This window comes from Bordetella pertussis 18323 (assembly GCF_000306945.1).
GTDB lineage: Bacteria > Pseudomonadota > Gammaproteobacteria > Burkholderiales > Burkholderiaceae_B > Bordetella > Bordetella pertussis.
Genome location: NC_018518.1, coordinates 2,633,772 through 2,659,375, shown reverse-complemented (window position 1 = coordinate 2,659,375; position 25,604 = coordinate 2,633,772). Strand labels below are relative to the sequence as shown.

The 25,604-nt window shown below is 66.7% G+C and carries 21 protein-coding genes and 4 pseudogenes; 18 read left to right on the top strand and 7 right to left on the bottom strand.

Going from position 1 to position 25,604, the window contains the following annotated elements; all coding sequences use genetic code 11:
• Nucleotides 1–12 precede the first annotated feature (12 nt).
• From BN118_RS12495 to BN118_RS12450, 10 genes and pseudogenes are all read left to right on the top strand, one after another.
• The gene (locus tag BN118_RS12495) at nucleotides 13–1,443 is read left to right on the top strand and encodes an MFS transporter (RefSeq protein WP_041166193.1); all 1,431 of its coding nucleotides are present in this window, start codon (nucleotides 13–15) and stop codon (nucleotides 1,441–1,443) included.
• 324 nt (nucleotides 1,444–1,767) lie between these two features.
• A pseudogene (locus BN118_RS12490) lies at nucleotides 1,768–2,753 on the top strand (tellurite resistance/C4-dicarboxylate transporter family protein).
• A 432-nt stretch (nucleotides 2,754–3,185) separates the two neighbouring features.
• Nucleotides 3,186–3,989 (top strand): IclR family transcriptional regulator, encoded by an 804-nt coding sequence (locus BN118_RS12485; protein ID WP_019248072.1) that lies wholly within the window; start codon nucleotides 3,186–3,188, stop codon nucleotides 3,987–3,989.
• Between the two features lie 10 nt (nucleotides 3,990–3,999).
• A complete protein-coding gene (locus BN118_RS12480) occupies nucleotides 4,000–5,571 on the top strand; it encodes an amidohydrolase (RefSeq protein ID WP_014905902.1) in 1,572 nt (523 codons plus the stop codon).
• Between the two features lie 28 nt (nucleotides 5,572–5,599).
• Nucleotides 5,600–6,577: an ABC transporter substrate-binding protein gene (locus BN118_RS12475; protein ID WP_010931035.1), complete on the top strand. Its 978-nt coding sequence runs from the start codon at nucleotides 5,600–5,602 to the stop codon at nucleotides 6,575–6,577.
• Between the two features lie 26 nt (nucleotides 6,578–6,603).
• On the top strand, nucleotides 6,604–7,407 hold the full coding sequence (locus tag BN118_RS12470; RefSeq protein ID WP_010931034.1) for an ABC transporter ATP-binding protein: 804 nt from the start codon (nucleotides 6,604–6,606) through the stop codon (nucleotides 7,405–7,407).
• Entirely contained in the window at nucleotides 7,404–8,198 is a 795-nt protein-coding gene (locus tag BN118_RS12465) for an ABC transporter permease (RefSeq protein ID WP_014905901.1), read from the top strand. The genes BN118_RS12470 and BN118_RS12465 overlap by 4 nt, the downstream gene beginning before the upstream one ends.
• A 7-nt stretch (nucleotides 8,199–8,205) precedes the next feature.
• A complete protein-coding gene (locus tag BN118_RS12460; protein WP_003816890.1) occupies nucleotides 8,206–9,441 on the top strand; it encodes an aconitase X in 1,236 nt (411 codons plus the stop codon).
• A complete protein-coding gene (locus tag BN118_RS12455) occupies nucleotides 9,434–9,868 on the top strand; it encodes an aconitase X swivel domain-containing protein (protein WP_014905900.1) in 435 nt (144 codons plus the stop codon). The genes BN118_RS12460 and BN118_RS12455 overlap by 8 nt, the downstream gene beginning before the upstream one ends.
• 279 nt (nucleotides 9,869–10,147) lie before the next feature.
• Nucleotides 10,148–10,480: pseudogene (locus BN118_RS12450) on the top strand (IS481 family transposase); the annotation flags it as partial.
• Here BN118_RS12450 and BN118_RS12445 read toward each other — a convergent pair.
• Nucleotides 10,460–11,041 (bottom strand): DJ-1/PfpI family protein, encoded by a 582-nt coding sequence (locus BN118_RS12445; protein ID WP_023853273.1) that lies wholly within the window; start codon nucleotides 11,039–11,041, stop codon nucleotides 10,460–10,462. The pseudogene BN118_RS12450 and the gene BN118_RS12445 overlap by 21 nt on opposite strands.
• A gap of 60 nt (nucleotides 11,042–11,101) precedes the next feature.
• Entirely contained in the window at nucleotides 11,102–12,829 is a 1,728-nt protein-coding gene (locus BN118_RS12440; protein WP_010931031.1) for a SulP family inorganic anion transporter, read from the bottom strand.
• A gap of 111 nt (nucleotides 12,830–12,940) precedes the next feature.
• Between BN118_RS12440 and BN118_RS12435 the strand changes: the two are divergent.
• A pseudogene (locus BN118_RS12435) lies at nucleotides 12,941–14,294 on the top strand (MBL fold metallo-hydrolase RNA specificity domain-containing protein).
• A 190-nt stretch (nucleotides 14,295–14,484) separates the two neighbouring features.
• Here BN118_RS12435 and BN118_RS12430 read toward each other — a convergent pair.
• Nucleotides 14,485–15,435, bottom strand: a complete 951-nt coding sequence (locus BN118_RS12430) for an IS481-like element IS481 family transposase (protein ID WP_010930742.1) — start codon at nucleotides 15,433–15,435, stop codon at nucleotides 14,485–14,487.
• 17 nt (nucleotides 15,436–15,452) lie between these two features.
• On the opposite strand from BN118_RS12430, the gene BN118_RS20420 reads away from it, so the two are divergent.
• Together BN118_RS20420 and BN118_RS12425 are read left to right on the top strand one after the other, a co-directional pair.
• Entirely contained in the window at nucleotides 15,453–15,623 is a 171-nt protein-coding gene (locus BN118_RS20420; protein ID WP_162471242.1) for a hypothetical protein, read from the top strand.
• Nucleotides 15,578–16,648 carry an FUSC family protein gene (locus BN118_RS12425; protein WP_010931029.1) on the top strand — a complete coding sequence of 357 codons (1,071 nt, stop codon included), beginning with the start codon at nucleotides 15,578–15,580 and terminating at the stop codon, nucleotides 16,646–16,648. The genes BN118_RS20420 and BN118_RS12425 overlap by 46 nt, the downstream gene beginning before the upstream one ends.
• 22 nt (nucleotides 16,649–16,670) lie before the next feature.
• On the opposite strand, the gene BN118_RS12420 is transcribed toward BN118_RS12425, so the two are convergent.
• Nucleotides 16,671–17,549: an MBL fold metallo-hydrolase gene (locus BN118_RS12420; RefSeq protein ID WP_010931028.1), complete on the bottom strand. Its 879-nt coding sequence runs from the start codon at nucleotides 17,547–17,549 to the stop codon at nucleotides 16,671–16,673.
• Between the two features lie 171 nt (nucleotides 17,550–17,720).
• Here BN118_RS12420 and BN118_RS12415 point away from each other — a divergent pair, with 171 nt between their 5' ends.
• Entirely contained in the window at nucleotides 17,721–18,692 is a 972-nt protein-coding gene (locus tag BN118_RS12415; RefSeq protein ID WP_010931027.1) for a GlxA family transcriptional regulator, read from the top strand.
• Nucleotides 18,693–18,779: 87 nt separating this feature from the next.
• On the opposite strand, the gene gcvA is transcribed toward BN118_RS12415, so the two are convergent.
• Nucleotides 18,780–19,697, bottom strand: coding sequence for a transcriptional regulator GcvA (gcvA, locus tag BN118_RS12410; protein ID WP_041166192.1), 918 nt, complete (start codon nucleotides 19,695–19,697; stop codon nucleotides 18,780–18,782).
• 161 nt (nucleotides 19,698–19,858) lie between these two features.
• Here gcvA and BN118_RS12405 point away from each other — a divergent pair, with 161 nt between their 5' ends.
• From BN118_RS12405 to BN118_RS12390, 4 genes are read left to right on the top strand one after another with little or no spacing between them, the layout of a single operon-like run.
• Nucleotides 19,859–20,539, top strand: coding sequence for a cupin domain-containing protein (locus BN118_RS12405; protein WP_010931025.1), 681 nt, complete (start codon nucleotides 19,859–19,861; stop codon nucleotides 20,537–20,539).
• Nucleotides 20,533–21,702 carry a flavin monoamine oxidase family protein gene (locus BN118_RS12400; RefSeq protein ID WP_010931024.1) on the top strand — a complete coding sequence of 390 codons (1,170 nt, stop codon included), beginning with the start codon at nucleotides 20,533–20,535 and terminating at the stop codon, nucleotides 21,700–21,702. The genes BN118_RS12405 and BN118_RS12400 overlap by 7 nt, the downstream gene beginning before the upstream one ends.
• Nucleotides 21,699–22,730, top strand: a complete 1,032-nt coding sequence (locus BN118_RS12395; protein WP_010931023.1) for an alcohol dehydrogenase catalytic domain-containing protein — start codon at nucleotides 21,699–21,701, stop codon at nucleotides 22,728–22,730. Before BN118_RS12400 ends, BN118_RS12395 begins: the two co-directional genes overlap by 4 nt.
• A gap of 43 nt (nucleotides 22,731–22,773) precedes the next feature.
• A complete protein-coding gene (locus BN118_RS12390; RefSeq protein ID WP_010931022.1) occupies nucleotides 22,774–24,015 on the top strand; it encodes an MFS transporter in 1,242 nt (413 codons plus the stop codon).
• A 34-nt stretch (nucleotides 24,016–24,049) separates the two neighbouring features.
• On the opposite strand, the pseudogene BN118_RS20495 reads toward BN118_RS12390, so the two are convergent.
• Together BN118_RS20495 and BN118_RS19290 are read right to left on the bottom strand one after the other, a co-directional pair.
• Nucleotides 24,050–24,577: pseudogene (locus BN118_RS20495) on the bottom strand (MocR-like pyridoxine biosynthesis transcription factor PdxR); the annotation flags it as partial.
• Nucleotides 24,571–25,521, bottom strand: a complete 951-nt coding sequence (locus tag BN118_RS19290; protein ID WP_005012067.1) for an IS481-like element IS481 family transposase — start codon at nucleotides 25,519–25,521, stop codon at nucleotides 24,571–24,573. The pseudogene BN118_RS20495 and the gene BN118_RS19290, both read right to left, overlap by 7 nt.
• Nucleotides 25,522–25,604 lie beyond the last annotated feature (83 nt).

The window sequence follows — 25,604 nt, the reverse complement described above, 5'->3', positions numbered from 1 at the left end:
ATATTTATAAGGATGATGGACGCGATGCCTTCCCCCAATGTTGAAAGGCGCCACCCCTGGCGCGCGCTGGCCGTGTTGTTGACGGGCAATTTCGTGACGATTCTCGATCTGTTCATCGTCAACGTGGCGTTGCCCAGTATCCAGCATGGTCTGTCGGCGACGGATACGGATTTGCAGCTGGTGGTGGTGGCCTATGCGTTGGCTTATGGTCTGTGCCTGATCAACGGCGCGCGCCTGGGAGATCTGTTCGGCCGGCGACGGCTGTTTATGGCCGGGATGGGGCTGTTCACGCTGGCGTCGGCCTTATGCGGGTTGGCGGTGACGCCGTGGCAGCTTATTGCCGCGCGCGCCTTGCAAGGCGTGGGCGCGGGCGTGTTGATGCCGCAGGTGCTGGCGTCGATCAGGGTGTTGTTCGAGGGCGAGGCGCGCAGGCGCGCGTTCGGGGTGATGGGCGCGGTCCAGGGGGTGGCGGCGACGGTGTCGCAATTGCTGGGCGGCGTGCTGATCACGATGAATGCGTTCGGCCTGGGGTGGCGGCTGGTGTTCCTGATCAATGTGCCTGTGGGTATCGCGGCGTTGCTGGCGGGGCGGCGAGCCTTGCCCGAGTGGCGCGCGCCGATTGCGACGAAGGTGGATATGCGGGGCGCGCTGCTCGGCGCCGCCGGGCTGGCCTTGATCCTGGTGCCGGTGATGGAGGGGCGCGAGCACGGCTGGCCGTGGTGGTCGCTGGTCGGGCCGGTGCTGGCGTTGCTGGTGCTGGGGTATTTCGTTCACTATGAGCAAGGGCTGGTGCGCCGCGGTGGCGTGCCCATGCTGGATATGGGGCTGTTTGCCAACCGGCCGTTCGTGGCGGGGATCGGCGCCGTGTTTTTCTTTTTCTCGGCGATCAGTTCGTTTTTCTTTGCGCTGACGCTGTTGCTGCAGTTCGGGCTTGGCATGGCGCCGCTGGCGGCGGGCGCGGTGTTCACGCCGTCGGCATTGGCGTTTTTCGGCGCGTCGCTGGTCGGGCCGCGGCTGGCGGCGCGCTATGGCCGTGGCGCGCTGCTGTTCGGGGTGCTGGTGTTTGCCGCGGGCGTGGCGCTCTCGGTTGTCACCGCCGCGACGCAGCCGCACCATCTGCCGCTTTTGGTGGCGTCGCTGGTGCTCAACGGAGCGGGCCAGGGGCTGGTGATCCCGCTTGCGTTCAATGCGATTCTGGGCTCGGTGCGAGAGGAGCAGGCCGGCATGGCGTCGGGGATGCTGAGCACCTTGCAGGTGGTGGGCACTTCCACGGGCGTGGCGGTGGTGGGCGGCGTGGTGTTCGCGGTGCTCGAGGGGGAGGGCGGCTGGCCCGTCGGCGATGGCGCCATGGTCTACGGCCGGGCGCTGGCCGTGGCAATGGTCTATAACGTCGCCGCGGCCTTGGCCAGCCTGGTGTTGTTCAGGGCGGCGACCCGCCGATAGCCCGGGCTACGCACGGCTCGCGCGGTCTTGCGCCGCTGTCCGCGTAGGCGATCAAGCCCTGCGTCATTGCCGTGCCCAGCATGCCCGCCGCGCAGGACGGCACGGCGCTGGCGCCGGCCGAGGCCGAGGTGCGCAAGGTGAAGCGAGGCTCGCGGCGCGGGCCTGGCCAGCCGGGGTTATATGGTATTTTGCCCGATAGCTTGATCCCTGAACTCCACCCTCGGTCAAAACATGTCCCCGCGCGGTCCTGAGCTCGCCCCTTCTTCGGCCCCTGCAAATCCGGGCTTGCTGGCCGGGCTGTCGCCGGCCAGTTTCGGCATCGTCATGGCTACCGGCATAGTGTCGCTGGCCTGTGCTTCGCTGGGCTTGCCGTCGGTGGGGCGCTGGCTGTTCGCGCTGAACGTGCTGCTGTATGCGGTGGTGTGGGGGCTGAACCTGGCGCGGTTGCTGCGCCATCCGCGGCGCATGCGCAACGATGCCTGCGATCACGGGTGCGCGCCGGGCTTCTTCACGGCGGTGGCGGCCAGCGGCGTGCTGGGCGGGCAATGCCTGTTGCTGGCCGATGCGCGAGGGGCGGCGATGTGGCTGGAAGCGGTGGCGGTGGTGCTGTGGGTGGTGCTGAGCTACGGCATTTTCGCGGCGGTGATGGTCAAGCGCGACAAGCCGCGCCTGGAGCAGTGCATGAGCGGCGGCTGGCTGCTGGCGGTGGTGGCGACGCAGGCGCTGGTGGGGCTGGGGGCGTTGCTCGCGCCGGCCTGGACGAGGCGTGGCAGGGGCGGTTGGCGCTGGCCCTGCTGGGTCTGTGGCTGTGGGGCGGCGTGCTGTATGCCTTGCTGATGTCGCTGATTTTCTATCGCATCATGTTCCTGCCGCTGTCGCCGACCGATCTGTCGCCGCCGTACTGGATCAATATGGGCGCGATGGCGATTTCGACGCTGGCCGGCACGCTGCTGTTGCAGCAGTCGCACGCCTGGCCTTTGCTGCAGACAGTGCAGCCTTTCGTGCAGGGCGTGACGCTGCTGTTCTGGGCCGGCGGCAGCTGGTGGATTCCGCTGCTGCTGGTGCTGGGCGTGTGGCGCCATGGCCTGCAGCGCCATCCCTTGCGCTATGAGGGCCTGTACTGGGCAATGGTGTTTCCGCTGGGTATGTACGCGATGGCGACGCACCATCTGGCGTTGGCGCTGGAGCAGGCCTGGCTGGAGCCGCTGGCGCGGGCTTTCATGTGGGCGGCGTTGGCCGCCTGGGCGCTGGCGGCGCTGGGGCTGTTGGGGGCGCTGGCTCAGGCGCTGCGGCGGCCCGCCGGGGCGTGAGCGCCGCCCCGGGGCGCCGCCAGACCGTCGGCCTGATCATGCGTGCGCGGCCAGTTTGCGCGCGGTCAGGGCGGTCAGCGCGACGACGATCCCGATTTGAGTCCGCATCGGCTGCGATGAAGACAATGAGTCTGCGCATCGGGTAGATCCGAGCGGACCGCAGCATGACCTGGCGCGGCGTCCGGACTTCGCCATTCGCACATTACCGTCGTCGAGGCCGCGCATTCACGCACGATGCGAGCACTGTGGAACATCCTGCCGCATTCCGCGCTTCATCCCTGGATCAATTTGCCACCGCCCGCGCCACTGGCGCCGCTGCGGTGTTTCGGCGTGGGGGCGTAGAAACCCTGCCTTGACGTTGGGGCTTTTCCAGTCGGAGAATTTGTTCTCTATATCAAAACATCGTTCTCCATAGTGAAACACTTAGAGTATTTGCTGAATGCACTGGATGTGCTCGAGGCCGTCGGCAAGAGCGAATCCGACATCGCGCTGTCGGCTGTCGCGCGCAATGTGGGTGTCTCGAAATCAGGGGTGTTCCGCATCCTGTCCACGTTCGAAAGCCGCGGATACGCCGAGAAGGGGCCGGGCGGGGGATGGCGCCTGGGGCCCAGGATCATCGAACTCGGGGTGGGCGTGCCCCAGCGCACGCTGCTGACGACAGCGGCTCCGCTGATGGAGGCGCTGACCAAGGAGACGCTGGAAAGCACTTATCTCTCGGTGCGCGACGGTTTCTCCATGATCACCCTGCATACGCTCGAGCCGGACCAGACCATCCGCGTCCATCTTCCGGTCGGCGCCCGCACGCCGGCCAATTGCACGGTCAGCGGCCTGGCGGTGCTGGCCAACATGGACGAGCAGGAGCTGCTGGCGATGCTGCCGGACGAACTCGAGGGCACCGCGCCGGCCTCCATCGTTGATCGCGCGCGATTGATGGAAGAGCTGCGGATCATACGCGAACGAGGTTACGCCGCGTTCCTGGGGGCATGGCGGCCGGATACAGGGGGCGGGGCCGCACCGATCTTCGATGCCACCGGACGGGTCGTGGCAAGCCTGGGGATTTCCGCGCCGAGCAGCCGGCTTTCCGATTGGCGGTTGCACGAACTGGGACAAAGAGCGCAAAAGGCGGCGCTGCAAATATCCAGGCAACTCGGCTATGTCGGCCGGTTGTCCGCTGTCGAGGTTGCCGGGCCGGCGGGCCTGGCGCAGGCGGCGGCGCCTTCCCGTCGCAATTCGTGAGAGGGCCCGCATGAACCCAACTACCTTGGCCGACGTGGATACGGTCATCATCAACGCCAATATCCTGACGCTCGATCGTGACTGCCCGCACGCCCAGGCCATCGCCTTCGCTGCGGGGCGAATCCTTGCATTGGGAACGACGCAGGAGCTGTCGCCGCTGGCCGGGCGGGCCGCGACCGTGGTCGATGCTCGAGGAAGCACGCTGTTGCCCGGATTCATCGACTCGCACTCCCATCTGATGTTCGGCGGCGTGGTGGCCCAGGCGCTCGATCTGACCGAGGCAGCCTGTTTGAGCGATCTGCTCGACATGGTCCGGAGCCGGGCGCAGTCTACGCCCGAGGGCGAGTGGATACGCGGCTACGGCGTGGCCGCCGGTCGGCTCAAGGAAAAGCGCTATCCGACCCGGCAAGAGCTCGACCAGGTGTCGGGCGGCCGCCCGGTATGGCTGGCGGAGGACTCGTTCCACGCCAGCCTGGTCAATAGCAAGGCATTCCGGATGCTGGAGATTCCGCTGAGTACGCCTGGGGTCGAACTTGCCGCGGATGGCAGTCCGACCGGGGCGTTCCTGAACGATGCAGCGAATGTGCCGGCCCGCCAGCGCGTGTTCGGTTTCATTTCGGACGACGAGGCGAGGCAGATGTTTCAGCACGTGACGCAACTGGGCGCGACGCGCGGGGTGACCACGGTCCATGCTTTCGAGGGCAGCCGGATGAGCGCGGACCGCGACATCGAATTATTGATGCGGTTTCGTCACGAATTGCCGATACACGTGGTCCCTTACTACGAGACCTTCGACGTCGAACGCGCCATGCAGCTGGGAGTGAGTGGCGTCGGCGGGTGCGGGCGGAATTGCCTGGATGGAATGCCCAATATCCAGACGGCCGCCATGGTGGATCCGTACTGTTGCAGCGAAGAGCGGGGTTCGTTGTTCCAGGAGAGCATCAAACTGCACAACTTCGTGATTGCGGCGTTCGAGCGGGGCATGCAGGTTGGCATGCACGCCATGGGCGATGCGGCTATCGAGCAACTGCTCGCCACCTACGAACGCGCTATTGAAGAGACGGGCCGGACCGATCTGCGGCCGCGCATCGAGCATTTTCATGTTCCTTCGCGCGACCATGTGCGCCGCGCCGCAGATCTGGGGGTCGGGCTGGCCGTCCAGCCCATCTTCACGCATTTGTGGGGCGGCCGGGACGGCATTTTCTTCGAGCGCTTGGGCGAGCGGAGATACAAGCGCATCGATACCTACCGCGAGATTCTCGACAGCGGCGCGATTGCCAGTTGCGGCGCCGATCTGCCCGTGCATCCGGCCGATCCCTTGCGCTGGATCCAGTTGCTGGTCGACAACCAGATCGACCGGGACCAGAGCGTCTCGATGACCGAGGCAATCCGGATGTGCACCTACAACGGCGCCTGGCTGGGTTTTCAGGAAAGCGAAACGGGCACGCTCGCGGTATCCAAGGCGGCCGATGCCGTGATGCTGGGCCGCGATCCGCACCAGTGCATGCCGCACGAGATTGCGGCGATTCCCATCCTGAAGACCTTAGGGGGAAAGTTGGTGTTCGAGTCGTCCAGGCCGTAAACGTCATTATCTTTGAGGGAGTCCAACCATGCTTCGTCGAAATCTCATCGCAGTCCTGCCGCTGCTCATCGTTGCGGCCGCCGTTCGTTCGGAAGCGGCAGAGCCGGTCAAGTTCGCCACCGGCGTGGACGCCGTATTCCTGCCTTTGGTGATTGCCGTGGACAAGGGATACGCCAAGCAGCGCGGCGTAGACGCGGCGTACAAGCAGTTCGCCAGCGGGGCCATGGCGCTGGAGGCCGTGGTCGCCGGCGATGCGGACGTCGCCATGTCATCGGAAATATCGACCTTGGGACCCAGGGCAAAAGGGGCCAAGATCAAGACCGTGGCCCGTGGCGCCTATAGCAAGGACCTGATCGGACTGGCGGCGATCAGCGGCATCAATGGCGCGCAGGACCTGGTCGGCAAAAGCGTCGCCTATCCAAAGGGAACCGCTGGCGAGTATTACATGGACCAGTACTTCCAGCATTACGGCATCTCGCGCGATGCGCTGAAGCTGGTCAACGTCGCGACGCCGGAGATGGTTCCCTTGCTCGCGCGCGGAGATGTGCAGGCCATCTTCGCCTGGGAGCCCTGGTTCAGCCGGGCAAGGTCTGTCGTGAAGGATTTCAAGGTCGTAGAGATGTCCGGTCAGAACGGCATCTACACGATGCAGTTTCTGACGAACTTCTCCGAGAAGTTCCTGCGCGAGCGGCCCGAGGACGTAAAGAAGACCTTGTTGGCGATCGGCGATGCCACCCGTTGGCTCAACGATCCCAATAACGCGGCCGAAGCCGCGGCGGTCCTGTCCCGCGTATTCAAGGTGCCCGAGGCGGATGCGCCGCGCCAGTTCGAGCAGCTCAAATACAGGTTGGAATCGCCGGAGGTGCTCAAGGCCGATCTGGTTCGCGCGGGAGGGTGGTTGAAGGACAAGGGTTTGATCCAGAGCGCAGACGTGGCGGGGCTGGTCGATGGCATGCTTGTGCCCGATGTCCTGCGCAGCGTGCCGGCGGCGGTCGTAAACCAATAAGAGTTCGTGCGTGAACAAGGGGGGGCATGGAATTCGATTATCTGGTCCTGGATGACGTCCGGTTCAAGCACCCGGGCGCAAAACCTGGGGACCCAGATGTGCTCGGCGGGATGTCCCTGCAGCTTCGGCGCGGCGAGTTCGTCTGCATTCTTGGTCCCAGCGGTTGCGGCAAGACGACCGTGCTCAACCTGATTGCCGGGTTCGAACGCCCGGACCGGGGCGCCATTTCGTTGAACGGCAAGTCGATCGAGGGGCCGGGCATGGAGCGCGGCGTCGTCTTCCAGGGAGACGACTCCCTGTATCACTGGCTGACTGCCCTGGAGAACGTGGAGTTCGGTTTGCGCATTGCTCGCGTGCCGCCGCGGGAACGCCGCCAGAAGGCGCGCGCCTATCTCGATATCGTGGGCCTGCGCGGGCAGGAGAACAAGTTTCCCTCGCAACTGTCGGGCGGCATGAAGCAGCGCGTCAATATCGCGAGAGTGCTGGCGTGCGACGCAGAGGTCCTGCTGATGGACGAGCCTTTCGGCCAGCTCGACGCGCAGACGCGCGCGACCTTGCAGGACGAACTGGTCGAGATCTGGAGGCAGACCCATCGCACTGTGTTCTTCGTCACGCACGACATTGCGGAAGCCGTAGCGTTGGCGGACCGCATCGTGGTGATGCGAGCGGGACCGAGTTCCAGCGTCAAGGAGGTGGTGACCTGCAGCCAGCCCCGGCCGAGAGACCGGGGCCATCCCGACTTCGGCCAGATGTACAACCGCATCAGCGGACTGATCAGCGAAGAGGTCGCCGCCGCTCGTGGCGCTCGACTGGAAGGAGAGTTGGCATGAAAGCGTATGTCCTGCCGGAGTCAACTCCAGGCAAACTTCAGCACCTGACCATTTTCATCGTCTCGATTCTTTGCGGCCTGGCCGTCTGGGCCTGGGCCAGCGGCAGCCTGTTTCCATCCATTCTGTTTCCGGGGCCTCAGGCCACGCTGCGGGAAGGCGTGCGGATGCTGGAGTCCGGCTCGATCATCGTGGACGCCGCCGTCAGCTTGGCCCGCATCGTGGCCGGTTTCACCATCGGGTCAGCGATCGGCATCGTGGTGGGGTTGCTCATCGGCTACTTCCCCATGGTACGTACGGCGTTCAATCCCTATTTGCAGTTTTTCCGCTTCGTTCCTCCCATCGCGTGGGTGTCTCCGGCCATGATCTGGTTCGGTGTGGGTGAGACGTCCAAGATATTCATCATCGTCTATGGAACCGTTTTTACAGTCGCCCTGAGCGCCGTCGCGGGGGTGGCCGACGCGCACGTCAACAAGATTCGCGCGGCGCAGATGTTCGGCGCGACACGCTGGCAGATCTTCAGGCACGTCGTCATTCCCTCGACGGTGAGCCCCATTCTTACCGGGATGCGTGTCTCCATGGGGATCTCCTTCATGACCGTCATCGCCGCCGAAATGCTCGCGGCGGAATCCGGCATCGGCTACCTGATCCTCAATTCGCGGCTCTGGATGGCGACGGACAAGATCTTCGTCGGGATCTTCGTGCTTGGCTGCCTGGGATACGGGGCCGATCGGATATTCGACCTAATCATTGGCCGCTGGGCGCGCAAATACCATCCCAATCCTTCACGCTGAGCACATCATGAATTTGACCTTGGAAGAGCAAGCCATGCTGGATGGCCGACGCGGGCCGACATTGCAGTGGGCCCTGCAGTTGCAGAAACAGGTCGGTGAATACTTCGGCGCCGAAGACATGGTCGAAGTAAGTTCCGTACATGTATCGGGCGACGTGGAGGAGCTGGGCGTCGTAGGCACGGAGTTCCTGGAGCACATTGCGCGCCAGGGCGGTTCATGCGCGACGCATACGATCACGGACCCGCGTGGCGTCGAGTTCCACGGCGCCAGACTACGGCAGGACCCCGGCGCCATCGAGATCGAGACGCGCACGGTCGCCGCCTTCGGCGAAATGGGCTTCAAGCAATGCAACAACTGCATCATCTACCAGACCCACATGCAGCCCGGCCTGGGCGAGCACCTGGGGTGGGGTGACACAGGCTCGGTCATTTACGCCAATTCGGTTTACGGTGCGCGCTCGAACTTTGAGGCCGGGCCGTCGGCCCTGGCCGCGTCCATGACCGGACGCGTGCCCCGCTATGGTTTTCATCTGGACGAGCCGCGCAAGGCGAACGTGATCGTACGCGTGCATGCCGCGCCGCGTGAGTTGGCGGAATGGGGAGCGCTGGGCTGCCTGGTTGGCAAGACCATGAACGGCTATTGGGATGTTCCCGTTTTTACCGGGCTTGACGTTCGCCCCGACAGCGATGCACTCAAGCATCTGGGCGCGGCGCTGGCCAGTTTTGGCTCGATTGCGATGTTTCACATCGTGGGCGTGACGCCGGAAGCGCCGGACCTGGCGTCCACGCTTAGCGCCGAGCGTAATATCAGGATCCTGGATGTGGAAGCAGACGCGCTGGAGCGCGTCTTTCAGGCCTATGATGCGGACTTCGCGCATCCGGACATTGTGGTGTTCAGCGCGCCGCAACTCTCCGCCCAAGAATTGACGCTGATCGCCGACGCCATGCTGGGAAAGAATGTGGCGGCCGGCGTGCGCATGTTCGTCACGGCCCCCGAGTCAGTGGTCGCCGAGATCGAGGCCAGCGGCGTCAAGAACAGGCTGACTGCCGCGGGCGTGGAAATCCTGACAGGTGTCTGTTTTTACCTGCTGACTCCGCGGATTCTGGCTTCTCTGAACCGCTTCTCACGTCTGACGACGAATTCCGCAAAGCTGGCCAACATAATGGGTGGGCACGGCTACCAGATACAGTTGTGTCGCCTGGAGGACTGCATCCGCGCCGCTACGGAGCCTCGCGATGAATAGAGACCTTCCGGTATTGAGGGCCCTGCGCAGCCTTCCCGACAAGGTGGTGGGCGAGGCGCTGGTTTCGAATGACGCCATCAGTATGTGGTATGACGTCGATGCGTCGACCGGCAAGGTCGTGCGCCCGTCGCATGACCTCTATGGTCAAAGCATTTCTGGCAAGGTGCTGATTTTCAAGAACACGAAAGGCGGAGTGGCCACTGGTTGGGCCTTGCTGAACCTCAAGTCCAGGGGGACGGCGCCTATTGCGTTGGTTTGCGACACGACCAATCCCGTATTCGTGCAGGGCGCCGCGCTCGCCGGGCTGCCCATCATGGATGGCTTTCGGGAAAGCCCCAGGTCGGCGGTGCGAACGGGTGACGTGGTCGAGCTGGATGGCATTTCCGGAGAGCTCAAGGTATTGAGGCGCGGCGCTGGCGGGCAATAGCGGGGCTGCGGCGTGCGAAAGAACACGCCCAGCGTACGCGGATGTCGCGCGCCAAGCCGTTGCCGCGTACTCGCCGCGCCACGGGTATTCGAGCTGCATGGCGACGACGCTGGCGGTGGGCGCGCCGTAGCGGCCGGCGATGGCGCGCAGGGTCCGGTCCAGGGTTTGCGCTGGCGCCTGGTCGGTGTAGGTGTCGATGCGCCGCGTGGCCGGCCAGTCGGCGGCCGCCGCGCCCGGGATGACGCGGATCCTGTTGCGGGTTGCGATGGCGCCGGATGCCTGGGCGTGACCATCCAGCGCTTGCTCACCGACAATGGCTCGGCCTTTCGCAGCCGCGCCTTCGCCGCGCTGTGCCATGAGCTGGGCATCAAGCACCGCTTTACCCGACCTTACCGCCCACAGACCAATGGCAAGGCCGAACGCTTCATCCAGTCGGCCTTGCGTGAGTGGGCTTACGCTCACACCTACCAGAACTCCCAACACCGAGCCGATGCCATGAAATCCTGGCTACACCACTACAACTGGCATCGACCCCACCAAGGCATCGGGCGCGCTGTACCCATCTCCAGACTCAACCTGGACGAATACAACCTATTGACAGTTCACACCTAGCAGTTCCTTCAGGTAGTACCAGTGGGTGGTGGCGCGCTTGCCGTCGAGCAGGCCCGCGGCGGCGACGACCTTGGCGCCGGCGCACACGCCGATGATGATTGCGCCCTTGCGCGCCTGCTCGCGCAGCCAGGCGAGGACGGCGGGATCGTCGTCGCGGCTCATGGCGGGGACGATGACGTAGTCGGCGCCGGCGGGGTTGCGCGCGTCGAAGGCGGCGAGGGTCGCGTCGGCCTCGACGGTGAGCGCCGGAAACAGCCTGACCGGGCCGGGGCCGCTCGCCAGCGTGACGACGTCGGCCACGTCGGCGCGCCGCAGGATGCCGGTGGGCACCAGGTAGTCGGTGGTCTCGGTGGCGTCGTTGATGCCCACGACGGCGATGAGCGGCCGTTGCCGCCGGGTGGGCGCCAGCGAGGCCAGCAGGGCGGCTGTTTCGCTGGCCGCGACGGGCGGGCCGGCCAGGCCGGCGGGAGCGGGCGGCAGACTGAGCAGCCAGGCGCCGAAGCCTCCCAGCGAGAGCAGCAGGAGGGGCAGTGCGGCCTGGAGGAGGCGGCGCTTGAACATGATCGGGGTTCTCCGCGGGGGAGGCGTCAGCCGTCAGGTTCAACGCTACCACTGCCAGGGCTACGGGTCGATGGTCCCGTGCGGGGGCCGCTTCAGGTAGTCGTCCACGGCGCTCTCCACCGTGGGATGGAAGCGGTCGGCGCCGAATACCTCGGACAGTTCGAAGCGCTTGAGTTTGTCGCGCACGGGGTCCTTCATTTCGGCGAAGTGCAGGGCGATGCCGGACTCGGCCAGGTGATGGCTCAGCTCGCGCAGCATGTCGGCCGAGGTGACGTCGACGCTGGTGACGGGCTCGGCCGTGACCACGACGCGCCGCACCGGGGTGGGCGAGGCTTGCACGGCTTCCAGCAGCCGCTGCTGGAACAGTTCGGCGTTGGCGAAGAACAGCGGCGCGTCCCAGCGGAACAGCACCAGGCCGTCGATCAGCGCGGCGTGCGGGTAGCGCTTCAGGTCGTGGTAGCCGCGCAGGTCGGGCACGCGGCCGAGCACGGCGAAGTGCGGCCGCCAGCCGTCCCAGAGGAATTCGAGGACGGCGACCACGACGGCCAGGCAGATGCCGGGAATGGCGCCGAATGCGACCACGGCGGCAAAGCACAGCATGGACAGCCAGAATTCCCATTGCTGGATGCGGAAGATGCGCCGCAGGTCCTTGAATTCGAACAGGCCGATGGCCGCGGCGATCACGACGGCGGCCATGGCGCTGCTGGGCAGGTGGCGCAGCAGGTTGGGCGCGGCCAGCAGCAGGGCGGCCACGGCCAGCGCGCCGACCACGCCGGCCAGCTGGGTGCGCGAGCCCGCGGCTTCGGCCACGGGCGTGCGCGAGGCGCTGCTGCTGACCGGAAAGCCCTGGAAGAAGCCGGTCGCGAGGTTGGCCACGCCCAGGCCGACCATTTCCTGGTTCGGGTCGACGCGCGTATGCGTGCGCGCGGCGTAGGTGCGCGAGAGCACGCTGGTGTCGGCAAACGAGATCAGGGCGACGGCGCAGCCGCCCAGCACGATCGTGGCCAGGTCGGCGTTGCTGAGCCACGGTATGGTGAAACCGGGCAGCCCCTGCGGGATCTCGCCCAATACTTGGACGCCGCGGCCGTCCAGGCCGAACAGGCTGACGGCCAGCGTGGCCAGGACGACGGCGATCAGGATGCCGGGCAGGCGCTTGAAGCGCTTGAGCAGCAGGATGAGGACCAGGGTCGCGCTTCCCACCGCAAGGCTGTATCCGTTGGTCTTGCCGTCGAGCACGGCCTGCGCGAGCTGCCAGAGTTCGCGCAGCGGGCCGCCGTCGTCGGTGGGGATGGCGAACAGCTTGGGCAGCTGGCTCGCCAGCACGACCAGCGCGATGCCGTTCATGTAGCCGTAGCGGATGGGCTTGGACAGCAGCTCGGTGATGAATCCCAGCCGCAGCAGGCCCAGGATGATGCAGAACAGCCCGGAGACGATGGCCATGAGGCTGGCCGTGGCCACCGCGCGCATGGGGTCGCCCTCCGAGACGCTGAGCACGACCGCGAGGATGGGCGCGGCCAGCGCCGAATCCGGACCCAGGACGAGGATGCGGCTGGGGCCGAACAGCGCGTAGGCGAGCAGCGGGACGATGGTGGCGTACAGGCCATAGACGCCCGGCACGCCCGACGCTTCGGCATAGGCGATGCCCACCGGCACCAGCATGGCCGTGAGCACCAGGCCGGCGGCCAGATCGCGCGGCAGCCAGGCGGCCTGGTAGGTCTTCAATACGGCCAGTCCGGGCAGCCAGCGCAGCCAGCTTCGGTGGGGCGTGTCGGCAGGGGAGGAAGCCATGCTGCGTCTTAGCGGAGAGTGGTATGGTGGGGCCGATTCTACCGACCCGGCCCGTCTGATCCATAATCAGGATGACCCGCCTGGCGGCGCGGCCATTCGGAGGAAGCAACCATGCTTACACTGACCTGCCTGGGCGGCGCCGGCACCGTCACCGGATCCAAGCACCTGCTGCGCCACGGCGACACCCGCCTGCTGGTCGACTGCGGCCTGTTCCAGGGGCTGAAGAACCTGCGGGAGCTCAACTGGCAGCCCTTGCCGGTCGCGCCGGCCGATATCGACGCGGTGGTGCTGACCCACGCCCATCTCGATCACTGCGGCTACCTGCCGCGGCTGGTGGCCGAAGGCTTCCGGGGCAGGATCCACGCCGGCGACCCGCGATGTGGCCGAGCTGATCCTGCTCGACAGCGCCAACCTGCAGGAGAAGGACGCCGAGTTCGCCAACCGCAAGGGGTTTTCCCGTCACACGCCGGCGCTGCCGCTTTATCGCGTGGTCGACGCCGAACGCGCCTTGGCGCGCTTCTCCGGCGTGGCGCTGCACCGGGAGACCGCCTTGCCGGGCGGCGCGACGCTGACATTGCGCCGCGCCGGGCATATCCTGGGCGCGGCCACGGCGCAGATCGACATCGGCGGCATGCGCGTGGTTTTCTCCGGCGATCTGGGCCGCTACAACGATCCGGTGATGCACGATCCCGAAGATGTGCGGAACGCCGACTACATCGTCATCGAATCCACCTACGGCAACCGGCGCCATGACGCCGCCGATCCCGTCGAGGCGCTGGGCGCGGTCATCGAGCGTACCGTGCTGCGCGGCGGCACCGTCGTCATTCCCGCCTTTGCCGTGGGCCGGGCGCAGACCCTGATCCATGCGCTGTGGAAGCTGCGCCAGGCGGGCCGGCTGCACAACGTCCCGGTCTACCTGGACAGCCCCATGGCGACCAGCGCCACCGAACTGCTGGCGCGCCACGCCAGCGAACACAAGCTGAGCGCGCAGGACTGCGCGGCCGCCTGCGCGGCCGTGACCTATGTGCGCGACGTCGAGGGTTCGAAGGCGTTGCCGGCCAACCGCTATCCCAAGGTCATCCTCTCGGCCAGCGGCATGGCGACCGGCGGCCGGGTGCTGCACCACATGGCCGCCTTCGGCGCCGACCATCGCAATACCGTGCTGTTCGCGGGTTTCCAGGCGGCCGGCACGCGCGGCCGCAAGCTGCTCGACGGCGCCACCGAAACCAGGATCTACGGGCAATGGATACCGATCAAGGCCGAAGTCGCCGAATTGCCGATGCTGTCGGCGCATGCCGACAGCGATGAGCTCATGCGCTGGCTGGCGGGCTTTCAAGAGGCGCCGCGGCGGGTCTTCATCGTCCATGGCGAGCCGCAGGCCTCGGAAGCTCTGCGCGAGCGCATCCAGCGCGAATTGAGCTGGCAGGCTACCGTGCCCTTGCAGGATCACGGCTACACGCTGTGAGTGGCGCGGCGAAGGATTGACGCCGATGCGGCACGACATCGCCAAATGGGCCAAGGTCATCGAAGAGGCCGGCATCGAAACGCAATAGGACGGCGGCGCGGGCAGGGGCCGCGCAGTATCATGGCTGGTCGCCAGCTCCGCATCGATCCCATGGCTTCCAGGAAACCCTCCGCCGCAAGAAAAACCGCGCCTAGGTGTGAACTGTCAATAGGTTGTATTCGTCCAGGTTGAGTCTGGAGATGGGTACAGCGCGCCCGATGCCTTGGTGGGGTCGATGCCAGTTGTAGTGGTGTAGCCAGGATTTCATGGCATCGGCTCGGTGTTGGGAGTTCTGGTAGGTGTGAGCGTAAGCCCACTCACGCAAGGCCGACTGGATGAAGCGTTCGGCCTTGCCATTGGTCTGTGGGCGGTAAGGTCGGGTAAAGCGGTGCTTGATGCCCAGCTCATGGCACAGCGCGGCGAAGGCGCGGCTGCGAAAGGCCGAGCCATTGTCGGTGAGCAAGCGCTGGATGGTCACGCCCAGGCGCTGGTAGTAGGCCACTGCGTCCTTGAGGAACTGGACGGCGCTGGGGAAGCGCTCGTCGGGGTGGATGTCGGTGAAGGCCACGCGGGCGTGGTCATCGATAGCCACGAAGACGAAGTCCCAGCCGGCCCCCTCAACGGTATCGCGTCGGTTGCCCGTGACCCGGTGGCCAGGGCGCTGGATACGTCCCAGCTTCTTGATGTCGATGTGCAGCAGATCGCCGGGGGCCTGATGCTCGTAGCGCACCACCGGCTCGGCCGGCTCCAGGTCGGCCAGGTGCGACAGACCGGCGCGGGCCAGGACGCGGCTGACGGTGCTGGCTGACACGCCCAGCGCCTGGGCGATGCGCGCTTGGGTCAGCCGCTTGCGGCGCAGCTCCACGATAGCCAGCGCCTTGGCCGGCGCAATCGCTCGGGGCGAGACCGTCGGGCGCGAGGACGCATCGGCCAAGCCCGCCTGGCCCTGAGCCAGGAAGCGGCCCAGCCATTTGCGCACAGTCGGCGCGGTGACCCCATAGGCGCGGGCCGCTTCAGACACACAAACTTGATGGGCGATCAATTGCTGGACCATTTCGAGTCGACGTAGGAAGGTCAATCGGGCATGCTTATGGGTGTTCATCCGGCCGGGCTCCTTGAGTGAACTGGGGGGTTGGCGATTTCCAGTTTCTCAAATCCGGTTCGGATGAACCATGCATACAACCTATTGAATCTTCACACCTAGGCCGCCGCAAGGCGGGCGCAAGGCCTCGCGCGGCCAGTCCGTGCGCCACCTGCTTGCCGGCAACCAGCTCCGGCAGAGCCTGCTGATTGCCCAGCCGGCCTCGGTCCGGGTGGCGCTGGTCGCCGGCCTGCAGGCCGGGCTGGCGATTTTCGTGGCGCTGGTCAGCGCGCATTTGTCGCCCTGGCCGCATCTGGTGGGGTTTTCCGCGCTGGGCGGGCTGGCGGCGCTGTTCGGGCGCTTCGCGTCGGCACAGGGCCGCCAGCGTATCGTGATGGTCTGCGGCCTGCTGCTGGTGGCGGGCGTGCTGGTGCCGTCGCTGGCCACTTATGCGGGGGCGGGCGCGTTGTCCATGGTGCTGCTGCTGGCGCTGTCCGCCGGACTGTATACGCTGGCCGTGTGGCGCTGGGGGCTGACCGGCGGGCCGGGCGCAGTCATTTTCGTGTTCGCGGTGGGCGCGACCCTGGCGCCCGTGGATTCGGCGGCGGCGGTCGTGGAACGGACCCTGGCCACCGCCTGGGGCGCGCTGGTGGCCTGGCTGGCCTGCGCCTTGACCGACCGCTTGCGGCCGCACGGCGCCGTGGCGATGGCGGCCGCGCCCTTGCCGCCGCTATCGTTGCAGCTGATGGTTGCCGGACGCATCGCGGTGGGGGCGGGCGCCGCGGCCCTGATCATTTTCTGGGCCGGCTGGCAGTACCCCGCGTGGGCGGCGATCGGCGCCGCGGCGGTGATGCAGGGCACGCACCTGCACCTGACGATGAACCGCTCCCTGCAGCGCATGGCCGGCACCATCGTCGGCGCCTGCATCGTGTGGGCCATCCTGGCGCAGGACCCGTCGTTCTGGACGCTGGTGGCGGCGGTGGTGCTGTGCCAGGTCATCACGGAAGTGACCATCGGCTTCAACTATGCGCTGGGCCAGGTCACGGTGACGCCGATGGCGCTGCTGATGACCTATATGGCCTCGCCCGCGCCGGCCAGCAACATGCCGGTGGAGCGGGTGGTCGACACCATCGTGGGCGCGGCGATCGGCATCGTCTTCGCCGTGATCTTTTCCACCGTCGACGACCGCGTCCACCTGGCGCGCCGCTACCGCAAGCTGCGGATCTGGCGCTAGGGGCGGCCGGCCTTGCGCTCGCTCAGAAAGCGATCGTGGCACCGTCCGCGGGGATGCGCACACGGTCTTCAATGCCGTGCTGGTCGACGTATGCCTTCAGTTCGTCACGGGTCAGTGCCATGTGGTTGATGGCGTCCATGTGCACCGCCACGATCGTGGCCCCGGGGACGGACCTGGAGGCGCGCAGCACGTCTTCCTTGCCCATGATGATGGATCCATCGTAGTCGCTCAACATCGCATATCCGGCATTGATCACGACGACCCCGGGGCGGTGCCGGCTCAGTGCCTGGTCGACCTCGTCGCGCCAGATGGTGTCGCCCACCAGGTAGAGCGTTTTGTGGTCCGGCGCCTGGAACACGACGCCCATGATGTCGCCCAGGAACGTGGCGACCTCCGGCCGGGCATACATGTCGTCGGTGCCGTGCTGGCCGCCGGTCCTGCTGAGAGTGACGCCGCCGAAGTCAGCCTGATCGGCCAGGACGCGGACATTGGTGAACCCTTGCGAGCGGATGGTGACTGCATCGGCCTGGTTCTGGACGAACAGCGGGATATCCTTGGGGAGCAACTGCTGCGCGGCGTCGTCCCAGTGATCCAGGTGCGTATGGGTCACGATGACGGCGTCGACGTCTGCCAGGATGTCCTGGACGGGGAGGGGCAAGTCAACCAGCGGGTTGCGCAAGGTGCTGCGGTAGGTGTTCTCGAAGCCGGGATAGGCGCCTTTGCGGGCCAGCATGGGATCGATCAGGAATGTGGTGCCGGCGTAGGTGATCTTGACGGTCGCATTGCGGATTTGTTGCAGCTGGACTTGTTTCTCGGTGGTGGATTGCGCTTGCGCCGTGACGGTGGCGGCGGAAAAGCACAGGGCCAGCGCCAGGGCGCGGGTGAACGATTTGATCTGCATGGGTGGCTCCATGATGTGGCAGAGTGGTGGAGAACCTGCATTCTGGACGCGGCCGGGCAAGGCCAACAGTGGCCTGAATGACAATAAACAATTGTTTTGGGCCAATCGTTCGCAATGGCCTAAAATTGACGCCTCATATCATTCAGGCCATTCGGTTCGGCCATATCCGCCATGTCTGCCGTCCGCGTCGCGGTTTTCGCGTTCGAGGGCGCGAGCCTGTTCCATCTTTCCGTTCCGGCCATGGTGCTGAGCGCGCTCAACGGAACGCCGAGTTTGCCGCGTTATGAGGTCCGCTATTTCGCCCAGTCGCCGGGCCGGATGCGCAGCGATCACGGCGTGGTCATCGAGGTCAGCGATGGCCTGCAGGCACTGAGGCGGGCCGATATCGTCATCGTCCCGGCCTGGCATGACCCGGAAACCGCCGCGCCGGCCGAGGTGACCGATGCCTTGCGCAAAGCCCACAAGCAGGGCAAGCTGATCGTCGGCCTGTGCCTGGGCGCGTTCGTGCTGGCCGACGCGGGGCTGCTCGATGGCAAGGCGGCCACCACCCATTGGGCCGCGCGCGAGGCATTCGCTCGCCGATTTCCTGATGTCTTGTTCCGTCCCGACGTCCTGTATGTGGACGATGGCAATGTCGTGACGTCAGCGGGCACGGTTGCTGCCATCGACTGCTGCCTGCACCTGGTCCGGCAGCGGCACGGCTGCGAGGCGGCGAACCACATGTCCAGACTGCTGGTGACGCCGCCGCACCGGCAGGGCGGGCAGGCGCAGTACATCGAGAGGCCGGTGCCGCAGCTGCCGCACGACAATCGGCTGCCGGGCGTGCTGGAATGGGCGCGCGACCACCTTGCCGAGGACTTGTCGGTCGACGCGCTGGCCGAGGTGGCGAAGATGAGCCGCAGAACCTTTACGCGTAGATTCAGGGAAACCACGGGCACGACCGTCACCAAGTGGCTGAATGCCGAGCGCGTGGCGCGCGCCCAGCAGTTGCTGGAGGTGACCGATCGTTCCATCGAGTGCATCGCCTCGGAGGTCGGGTTCGGTACACCCTTGTCGTTACGCCAGCAGTTCGCGAGCCAGTTGGGCACGTCGCCATCGAGCTATCGCCGCTCGTTCTGCAACGCCTTGCGCGCGGCGGCGTAGCGGCGCTGGTTCGTCGCGCGCATCGTGGCCGGGCAGCAGCCACCACGTGCAACTTGCGCGCCGCCACCGCAAGCTGCGGATCCGGCGCTAGGGCGAGGCCGCAGCTTCCTCGTGCAGCCAATCCCGGAATGCGGTCAGCCTGGGCAGACTGGCGCTGTCGGGTCGGTACACGATGTAGTAGGCCAGTTCGGAGTCGAAATGGATGTCCGGGAACAGCCGCACGAGCCTGCCGGCGGCGAGATCGTCGCCGGCCATGACGCTGCGCGCCAGCGCAACGCCGCGGCCGTCGATGGCGGCTTGCAGCACGGCCGCGGAGTTGTTGATCTTCAGGCCGCGCGAGGTGGCCACGCCGGCGATGTCAGCGGCGCGGAACCACATGTCCCAGGTGGGAAAGCCCGCATGGCCGTCCATGGACAGGTCGTGGATCAGGGTGAGGCGCTCGAGGTCGCCGGGTTGGCGCACGGGCCGAATGCGTCGCAGCAGCTCGGGTGAGCACACGGGGTACATCTGTTCGTCCATCAGTTTCTCGGCGGTCAGCCCGGGCCAGTTGCCCGCGCCGTAGCGAACGCCAATGTCGACCCGCTGGGCGACGAAGTCCACGGGCTTGAGGTTGGTTTCCAGGCGCACGTCCGTGTCGGGGAAGGCCGCCTGGAATCGCTCGAACCTGGGCAATAGCCACTTGGCCGCGAAAGCCGGACTGACGGTAACGGTCAGGGCGCCGCCGGCGGCGTCTTCCCTGAGACGTTCCAGCCCGGCGCTCAACCTGTCGAAGCCAGCCCTGATTTCGGGCAATGCGCGCAAGGCCGCATCGGTCGGAATCAACCGGGTCCGGCCGCTGGTGGCGCGCACGAACAGCGGCATGCCCAGCCAGGTTTCCAGGCTGCGCACGAGCTGGCCCACCGCGGCTGGCGTGACGCTGAGTTCGGCGGCGGCCTCGGAAAAGCTGAGGTGGCGCGTGCTGGCCTCGAAGGCACGTAAGGCGTTGAGGTGGGCTGGCAGTTTCATCCGCTAAAATTTTTCTTTTGTGTTGGGAAACTTTATCTGATTTGTCGTGCCGCCTGCAAAGGGCAAGAATTCGGGCCAGGTCGGCGGTTTTCATTGGAAAGAAATTATTTTCCATATTATCCGCACCGCAACACGATTCATCTACTTTCCGGTGCCCAGCCATGTTGGTCAATGCAGACTTCTCCTTGCGCGCGACGGTGTCTCCCCGGCAGTACCAGTGGGTGGCTTCGCCGCAGCCCGGGGTGGAGCGCGTCATGCTGGACCGGTGGGGCGGCGAAAAGGGCCGCGCGACCAGTATCGTGCGCTATGCCCCTGGAGCCTGTTTTCCTCGCCATGAGCACCCTGGCGGCGAAGAGATCCTGGTGCTGGCCGGCAGCTTCTCGGAAGAGGGTGGACGCTATCCCGCGGGCTGGTACTTGCGTAACCCGCCAGGTTCCAGCCATGCGCCTTACAGCGCCGAGGGCGCCGTCATCTTCGTCAAGCTGCGGCATATGCGCCCGGACGACAGCCGGCGCGTGCGGGTCGATTCCCGCGACGCGGCGGGTTGGCGCGTCGAGGATGGGCGCGCGGCATGCGTGCTGGTTTCGGACCGGGACGAGCAGGTGTCCATGGTGCGCTTGCCGCCTGGCGCGGGTGTGTTCGCGGACGCCGTCGAGGGGGCCGAAATGCTGGTGCTGGAGGGAGGGCTCGCCGAAGGCGCGCGCGAGCATGGCCAGGGAACCTGGATCCGTCTTCCCGCCGGCTGCCACGCGGGTTTCTGCGCGGCCCGCGACGGGGCCCTCGTTTATCTCAGGACAGGGCCGTGGGCGGGGCAGGCCGTGGACCAGGGGCAGGCATGCTGAGCGTGCGCGTGGCCATTGTCGGCGGTGGCCTGGCCGGGCTGTACGCAGCCGCCTTGCTTGAAGCGCGCGGCGTCACGGACTATGTGCTGCTGGAAGCGCGCGAAACCTTTGGCGGACGCATCATGTCCGTGCCCGTTGCCGCAGAGCCGGACGCGCAGCGGGATGCGGCAGAGCGTTTCGATCTGGGCGCGACCTGGTTCTGGCCCGCCATGCAACCGGAGCTGCTGCGGGTTGTCACGGCGTTCGGCGTGGAAGCGTTCGAGCAATACGAGACGGGCGCCATGCTGGTCGAACGCGCCCGGGACCAACCCGCCATGCGGATCGACGCCGGCGCATCCATGTCGGGCGCCTGGCGGATGGCGGGCGGCATGGGCGCGCTGACCGATGCCATTTCACGGCGTCTGGATGCGGCCAGGCTGCGTGCGGGCTGGCGTGTGCAGCGCCTGCGAAAAGTCGATGAGGGCGTCGACGTGGAAGCGGAGGACGGCGTCGGGCGCGCGCGGTGCTGGCGCGCCGCGCAGGTGCTGTTGGCGATGCCGCCACGGCTTGCCGTGCGCACCGTGGCATTCGCGCCGGCGCTGCCGGATGTGCTGGCGCTGCCATGGGCCGCTTGCCAGACGTGGATGGCGCCGCATGCGAAGTACCTGGCGGTCTACGACATGCCATTCTGGCGCGAGCAGGGGCTATCGGGCGGGGCGAGGAGCGCGGCCGGCCCGTTGGCCGAGATCCACGACGCGTCGGGGCAACAGGGCGGCGCTGCGCTGTTCGGCTTTCTGGGCGTGCCGGCGGCGGCGCGCGGCCGGATGGCGCAAGCCGATTTGCGGGCGGCTTGCCGGGCTCAGTTGGTGCGATTGTTCGGCGAGCGCGCGCGATGGCCCCGCGCAGAGTTTCTCAAGGATTGGGCGGACGATGTGTGCACGGCGGTCGACGCCGACCGGTGCGCGCAGGGCAGCCACGCCGAGCTGCCGCCCGCTCTGGCGGATGCCGGGGCGTGGAAGGACCGGCTCATCGGCATAGCCAGCGAGTGGTCGCCGGCGTTTGGCGGCTATGCCGCCGGTGCCGTGGATGCCGCGCGGCGCGGTGTCGAGGCTCTGCTGGGCTCGCCCGATGCCGGCGTGCCGGCCCGGCGCCATCAAGGCAGGCTATGGGAGGCATGGAGATGAAAGAAACGTACAGGGCGATGCAGGCCAGCAGGCCCGGCGTGCTGGAACTCGTCGAGCGGCGCACGCCGCGTCCCGCCGCCGCGGAAGTGTTGATCCGGGTGGAGGCTTGCGGCATGTGCGGCGCCGACATCGCCGATATCGAGAAGGCCGGCCCCACCGTGCCGCCCCGCGTGCCCGGACACGAGGTGGTGGGACGTATCGTGGCCCTGGGCGGTCAGGTGCCGCCGATCTGGAGGCTGGGCCAGCGCGTGGGCGTGGGCCGCCTGGGCGGCCATTGCAACGAGTGCGACCAATGCCGGCAGGGACGTTTCCAGCTTTGCGAGAGCCAGCCGATCGTCGGCGCCAGTTGCGATGGCGGTTATGCCGAGATGATGCTGGCGCGCGCCACCGGACTGGTGTCGATCCCGGATGAGCTGGATGCGCAGGAAGCGGCGCCCATTCTTTGCGCCGGCGTGGCCACGTTCAATGCATTGAGGAAATGCGGCGCTCAGCCCGGCGACCTGGTGGCCGTCGTGGGCATCGGCGGCCTGGGGCACATGGCCTTGCAATATGCGCGACGCATGGGGTTCAGGGTCGTCGCCATCGGGCGCGGTGCGGATATCGCCACGGATGCCATGGCGCTGGGCGCGCATGCCTACATCGACAATCTCGAGCAGAACGTCGTCGCCACGCTCAGGCGCATGGGAGGCGCGCAGGCCGTCCTGACCACGATCGACCAGGCCGAGGCAGTGTCGGCATTGCTTGGCGCGTTGGCGCCCGAAGGACGCCTGGTCGTTCTCAACCCGGGCAAGTCTGCATTGCAGGTTTCCGCCGGACTGTTGGTCGGTGGGCAACGCAGTATCGTCGGGTCGCTCACCGGCACGCCCCATGACAACGAAAAAGCGTTGAACTTCAGCGTGCTGGTGGATGCGCGCCCGAGCATCGAGGTCTGGCCGCTGGCGCGGGCCGACGAGGCCTACAGGCAGTTGCAATCCGGCGCGCCCAGGTTCCGCCTGGTGCTGGCCATGGGAAATACCGACCAAGACTGAGTCCGCGCGTCTGGCCGCGGTCCTGTCCAATCACCGGAAGAAAATGACACACGATCGTATCGCTTCGATGCCGGATCTCACCGGCATACTGCCCGACAGGGTTCAACGCGGCAATATCTGGCGCTTGTCCATCGCGCAAGCGCTGGCGGGCGCGAACTCGGTGGTGGTCTACGCCACTGGCGCGATTGTCGGCGACATGCTGGCCCCATCGCCGATGCTGGCGACCTTGCCGATTTCGATTTTCGTGGTCGGCATGGCGGCGTGCATTCTTCCCGCGGGCGCGATTGCCCGCCGGCATGGCCGGCGCGCCGCCTTCCTGGCGGGAACCCTGGCTGGCGTATTGACAGGCCTGCTGGCCATGGCGGCCGTCATCATGGGCGGGTTCTGGCTGTTCTGCCTGGCGACCTTCTTTGGCGGCTGCTATGCGGCAGTGGTGCTGTCGTTTCGTTTCGCGGCCGCCGATGGCGTGGCGCCTGAGCGCCGCGCGCGGGCGCTGTCGCTGGTCATGGCGGGGGGCGTCGCCGCCGGTGTCGTGGGCCCGCAGCTGGTGACCTGGACAATGGACTGGTGGCCGCCTCACATGTTCGCCGCCACCTTCCTGGTGCAGGCCGCGGTCGCGGCGGCGTCGGCGCTGATCCTGCTCGGGGTACGCCTGCCCATGCCTGGCGCGGCGGAGATGGCCAGCGGCCGGCCGTTGGCCGAGATAGCGCGCCAGCCGCGTTTTGTCGCCGCGGTCGTCTGCGGCGCCGTGTCGTACATGCTGATGAACTTCCTGATGACGGCCGCGCCCCTGGCCATGCATCTGTGCGGACACTCGCAGCAATCAGCCAATCTGGGCTTGCAATGGCACGTCATCGCCATGTACGCGCCCAGCTTCTTCACGGGCAGCCTCATCGTGCGTTTCGGCGCCTTGCGCATGGCCACGGCGGGGTTGGTGCTGACGGGGCTGTCGGCGGCCATCGGGCTGGCGGGCGTGGACGTGGCGCACTTCTGGTGGTCGCTGATTCTGCTGGGGCTGGGCTGGAATTTCGGTTTTCTGGGCGCTTCCGCGCTGGTGCTGGAATGCCACCGTCCCGAGGAGAAGACACGCGTGCAATCGCTCAACGACTTCATTGTTTTCGGCCTGATGGCGCTGGGGTCGTTTTCATCGGGCGGCCTGCTGTCGGCCTATGGCTGGAACACGGTGCTGTGGGTGTCTTTCGTGCCGCTCGTGGTGGCCGCCGTCGCGCTGGTGCTGGTGCCGAGCCGCCTGTTGTCCGGCCGCGCAGGTGAAGGGGAAAAGTGACCATGGGCGGACGGCGCCGGGCGGCGGGCGCGTATCACGGCGGCGGGCGCGCCAAGCGCCGGGCGGTACGGCTGTTGGCGCGGGCAGGTGCCGCCCGCCCGATGGCCGAGGCCAGGATGGCGATGCCTTGCCGGATCTGCTCGACGTCCAGGCTGGCGTAGCCCAGGATGAGGCCGGCGGGCCGGCGGGCCTGGCCGGCGCCGGCCGGGGCGTGCAGCGGCGCCAGCGGATACACGCCCACGCCCATCTCGCGCGCCGTGGCGACCAGCGCGGGCTCGTCGCGCGCGTCCAGCCCCGGCAGTCCCAGCACCACGTGCAGGCCGGCCGCCGTGCCGTCGACCCGGGCGCCTTGCGGCAATTCCCGCGCGATGGCCTCGAGCAGCGCCGTGCGGCGGCGTTCGTTGTCGCGGCGCATGCGGCGCACATGGCGTTCGTAGACGCCGCTATCGATCAGCGACGCCAGGACTTGTTGGTCCAGCGCCGGCGCGTGCCGGTCGGCCAGCCGCTTGGCTTGCCGGAACACCTCGACGAGGTGGCGCGGCAGCACCATGTAGCCTAGCTGTGAACTGTCAATAGGTTGTATTCGTCCAGGTTGAGTCTGGAGATGGGTACAGCGCGCCCGATGCCTTGGTGGGGTCGATGCCAGTTGTAGTGGTGTAGCCAGGATTTCATGGCATCGGCTCGGTGTTGGGAGTTCTGGTAGGTGTGAGCGTAAGCCCACTCACGCAAGGCCGACTGGATGAAGCGTTCGGCCTTGCCATTGGTCTGTGGGCGGTAAGGTCGGGTAAAGCGGTGCTTGATGCCCAGCTCATGGCACAGCGCGGCGAAGGCGCGGCTGCGAAAGGCCGAGCCATTGTCGGTGAGCAAGCGCTGGATGGTCACGCCCAGGCGCTGGTAGTAGGCCACTGCGTCCTTGAGGAACTGGACGGCGCTGGGGAAGCGCTCGTCGGGGTGGATGTCGGTGAAGGCCACGCGGGCGTGGTCATCGATGGCCACGAAGACGAAGTCCCAGCCGGCCCCCTCAACGGTATCGCGTCGGTTGCCCGTGACCCGGTGGCCAGGGCGCTGGATACGTCCCAGCTTCTTGATGTCGATGTGCAGCAGATCGCCGGGGGCCTGATGCTCGTAGCGCACCACCGGCTCGGCCGGCTCCAGGTCGGCCAGGTGCGACAGACCGGCGCGGGCCAGGACGCGGCTGACGGTGCTGGCTGACACGCCCAGCGCCTGAGCGATGCGCGCTTGGGTCAGCCGCTTGCGGCGCAGCTCCACGATAGCCAGCGCCTTGGCCGGCGCAATCGCTCGGGGCGAGACCGTCGGGCGCGAGGACGCATCGGCCAAACCCGCCTGGCCCTGAGCCAGGAAGCGGCCCAGCCATTTGCGCACAGTCGGCGCGGTGACCCCATAGGCGCGGGCCGCTTCAGGCACACAAACTTGATGGGCGATCAATTGCTGGACCATTTCGAGTCGACGTAGGAAGGTCAATCGGGCATGCTTATGGGTGTTCATCCGGCCGGGCTCCTTGAGTGAACTGGGGGGGTGGCGATTTCCAGTTTCTCAAATCCGGTTCGGATGAACCATGCATACAACCT

What these genes read in the sequence shown, in the direction of transcription:
- BN118_RS12480 (WP_014905902.1), top strand. Translation starts at nt 4,000, where the DNA reads ATGAACCCAACTACCTTGGCCGACGTGGATACGGTCATCATCAACGCC.
- BN118_RS12420 (WP_010931028.1), bottom strand. Translation starts at nt 17,549, where the DNA reads ATGCAGATCAAATCGTTCACCCGCGCCCTGGCGCTGGCCCTGTGCTTT.
- gcvA (WP_041166192.1), bottom strand. Translation starts at nt 19,697, where the DNA reads ATGAAACTGCCAGCCCACCTCAACGCCTTACGTGCCTTCGAGGCCAGC.
- BN118_RS12430 (WP_010930742.1), bottom strand. Translation starts at nt 15,435, where the DNA reads ATGAACACCCATAAGCATGCCCGATTGACCTTCCTACGTCGACTCGAA.
- BN118_RS12455 (WP_014905900.1), top strand. Translation starts at nt 9,434, where the DNA reads ATGAATAGAGACCTTCCGGTATTGAGGGCCCTGCGCAGCCTTCCCGAC.
- BN118_RS12445 (WP_023853273.1), bottom strand. Translation starts at nt 11,041, where the DNA reads ATGTTCAAGCGCCGCCTCCTCCAGGCCGCACTGCCCCTCCTGCTGCTC.
- BN118_RS12470 (WP_010931034.1), top strand. Translation starts at nt 6,604, where the DNA reads ATGGAATTCGATTATCTGGTCCTGGATGACGTCCGGTTCAAGCACCCG.
- BN118_RS12465 (WP_014905901.1), top strand. Translation starts at nt 7,404, where the DNA reads ATGAAAGCGTATGTCCTGCCGGAGTCAACTCCAGGCAAACTTCAGCAC.
- BN118_RS12495 (WP_041166193.1), top strand. Translation starts at nt 13, where the DNA reads ATGATGGACGCGATGCCTTCCCCCAATGTTGAAAGGCGCCACCCCTGG.
- BN118_RS12400 (WP_010931024.1), top strand. Translation starts at nt 20,533, where the DNA reads ATGCTGAGCGTGCGCGTGGCCATTGTCGGCGGTGGCCTGGCCGGGCTG.
- BN118_RS19290 (WP_005012067.1), bottom strand. Translation starts at nt 25,521, where the DNA reads ATGAACACCCATAAGCATGCCCGATTGACCTTCCTACGTCGACTCGAA.
- BN118_RS12460 (WP_003816890.1), top strand. Translation starts at nt 8,206, where the DNA reads ATGAATTTGACCTTGGAAGAGCAAGCCATGCTGGATGGCCGACGCGGG.
- BN118_RS12440 (WP_010931031.1), bottom strand. Translation starts at nt 12,829, where the DNA reads ATGGCTTCCTCCCCTGCCGACACGCCCCACCGAAGCTGGCTGCGCTGG.
- BN118_RS12405 (WP_010931025.1), top strand. Translation starts at nt 19,859, where the DNA reads ATGTTGGTCAATGCAGACTTCTCCTTGCGCGCGACGGTGTCTCCCCGG.
- BN118_RS12395 (WP_010931023.1), top strand. Translation starts at nt 21,699, where the DNA reads ATGAAAGAAACGTACAGGGCGATGCAGGCCAGCAGGCCCGGCGTGCTG.
- BN118_RS12415 (WP_010931027.1), top strand. Translation starts at nt 17,721, where the DNA reads ATGTCTGCCGTCCGCGTCGCGGTTTTCGCGTTCGAGGGCGCGAGCCTG.
- BN118_RS12475 (WP_010931035.1), top strand. Translation starts at nt 5,600, where the DNA reads ATGCTTCGTCGAAATCTCATCGCAGTCCTGCCGCTGCTCATCGTTGCG.
- BN118_RS12390 (WP_010931022.1), top strand. Translation starts at nt 22,774, where the DNA reads ATGACACACGATCGTATCGCTTCGATGCCGGATCTCACCGGCATACTG.